The organism is Sporosalibacterium faouarense, from assembly GCF_016765695.1.
Classification (GTDB): domain Bacteria; phylum Bacillota; class Clostridia; order Tissierellales; family VENL01; genus Sporosalibacterium; species Sporosalibacterium faouarense.
Genome location: NZ_JAETGO010000056.1, coordinates 1 through 2187 on the forward strand (window position 1 = coordinate 1; position 2187 = coordinate 2187).

Below are 2187 nucleotides of genomic sequence, written 5' to 3' on the forward strand. Positions count from 1 at the left end.
GTATCTTCTTGTTTAGTATCTTCTTGTTTAGTATCTTCTTGTTTAGTATCTTCTTGTTTAGTAGATTTATTATCTGTATTTTTAGGCTTAAAAGTTGCCTTTGCTGCATTTGGGTCATAGGTATATCCACCTGTTCCATCTTCATTATATAGTGCTCCAAGTGTATATCTATTGCTTGCATTCCAAAGTATCCATTCCTTTAATCCTGCGTCATAAGTTGCTTGTATTTGAGCTCTAACTTGCTCGGGTCCATAAGGTGTATAATGAGATCCATAGCTATTTCTAAGCCAAGTAGCTGAGAAATCCTGTAGCCATGGTCTTATAATAGCCTTATCATCTTTTTCTCCTTCTGCACCATTTACTCTATTTATTGCTCTTTTCATTGCTTCATTAACTATTGTGTAAGGATCAGCATCAGGATAAGCTACTCCATAAGACCCTTTATTATAGTGAGAAGGATAAACCATTGGACTTAAAATATCTGTACTAGTTGCTAACATATCAATATCCTGTCCTATACCCGCTCCACCTTGTACATTAATTATATGACCAAATACATCGGCTGAAACATATACTCCTAATGGTTCTAATCTTTCTTTGGCATATGATAAGAATTCTGCAATAGCATCTTCTTTAGTTTTTCCCTGTATATTTCCATAATCAATTATGCTTGTATTACCATCTGTAGGAAATCTCACATAGTCAAACTGTATTTCTTTAAATCCATTCAGAGCAGCTTCTTCTGCTAAACGAATTGGATACTCCCAAGATTCTTTATTAAAAGGATTTAACCATGTATTCCCATTATTATCTCTCCACACATTTCCATTCTTATCTTTAAACACAATATCAGGTCTTTTAGCTCCTGCTTGTCTGTCTTTAAATGTTACTATTCTAGCAATTGGATACACATCATTGTCCAACAACGTTTCCATTTTTCCTAAAAATCTTTCATAATTCATAACATACTTTGAATCTATTCCCATTTTTATTCCTGCTGAAGATTCATAAGTAAGAGTTCCTGCATCATTTTTAACGTCTATTACCATGGAATTTATCTCAGTATCATTTACTATACCTAACAGATAATCAAGACTTGAAGTAGTAGCTAAAGATCCTGCTGTTAAGAATATTCCTTTTACTTCAATCTTTTCTCTATATACTCCCCAATTAGTTTTGGGTTGATATAAGCTATCGTCAATTCTAATATTTTCTATAGAATTACTATTATCCATCTTTTTATTATTTTGTCCACTGCTCTGTGAAGTACTAAATACATTAAAGCCTTGATTTACTCCTAATGCTAATGATACAACAACTAGTCCTAATGCTACCTTTTTAAGATTCATATGATATATCGTCACCTCTCATTTCTATATTCGCTAAAATTTAATAATTCGAAAAATTGCTCAATACAATTTTAAATCTATTCACACTTGTCAGCTAAGAATGAATAGATTAATAAGAATCTCGTGACTCCTATAGTATTATCTCTAATACATCATTTAATGTATAGCTAGCATATTCTCCTTTTCTATATTTCCTCATTGCGACTATACGCTTTGGTTGATTATTTTCAGATAGAATTTGCTTTACTTGCCTTGGATGCTCAACTATACTTCCGATTTCATTAAATTCTGAGTCATAAAATACAAATGTAGGTATTTTAACATTTTCTTCTGGTGAATATTTCTTAAAAAACTCTTCATTGCCTTCTTTCTCAACAATAGAAATATTTATAAAGTCATTAAGTAATCTCATCTTCTCTATTACAGGCACATTTATCATGCAATCTGGACACCACATCTCAGCACATATTAATACATTAATATTCTCATCTATAGATTTAATTTTTTCTTCCTCTTCCTCAGTGAAATCTATTTTATCAAGTATCTGTAGGGTTTTTTCTTTATAAGCATCTGTATCTTGGTTTACAAACTCATCAAATGAGACTCCTGTTTTAAACAAGCCATTAATATCCATATTTATACCCCCAAACTAAAAAAATAATATTCAAATATATATTTTGTTTATATCTATATACCTTGATTATAATATATATATGCCCCAATTACAACTTGTATTAAGTGGGAATGAATAAACTAAATAATTTGACAAAAAAGACAAAAAAATAAAACAATCCAGCGACGACCTACTCTCCCAGGCAGTTACCCACCAAGTACCATC

At 31.2% G+C, this 2187-nt stretch carries 2 protein-coding genes; both read right to left on the bottom strand.

Annotation, left to right across the window (positions count from 1 at the left end; genetic code table 11):
- Nucleotides 1-1349 (bottom strand): putative glycoside hydrolase (locus tag JMO20_RS11000; protein ID WP_202709720.1); only part of this gene is annotated, 1349 nt, incomplete at its 3' end.
- A gap of 130 nt (nucleotides 1350-1479) precedes the next feature.
- Nucleotides 1480-1983 carry a thioredoxin family protein gene (locus JMO20_RS11005; RefSeq protein WP_202709721.1) on the bottom strand — a complete coding sequence of 168 codons (504 nt, stop codon included), beginning with the start codon at nucleotides 1981-1983 and terminating at the stop codon, nucleotides 1480-1482.
- Nucleotides 1984-2187: the final 204 nt, after the last annotated feature.

Bases quoted from the DNA above. Each gene is read 5' to 3' on its own strand.
- JMO20_RS11005 (WP_202709721.1), bottom strand. From the start codon at position 1,983: ATGGATATTAATGGCTTGTTTAAAACAGGAGTCTCATTTGATGAGTTT.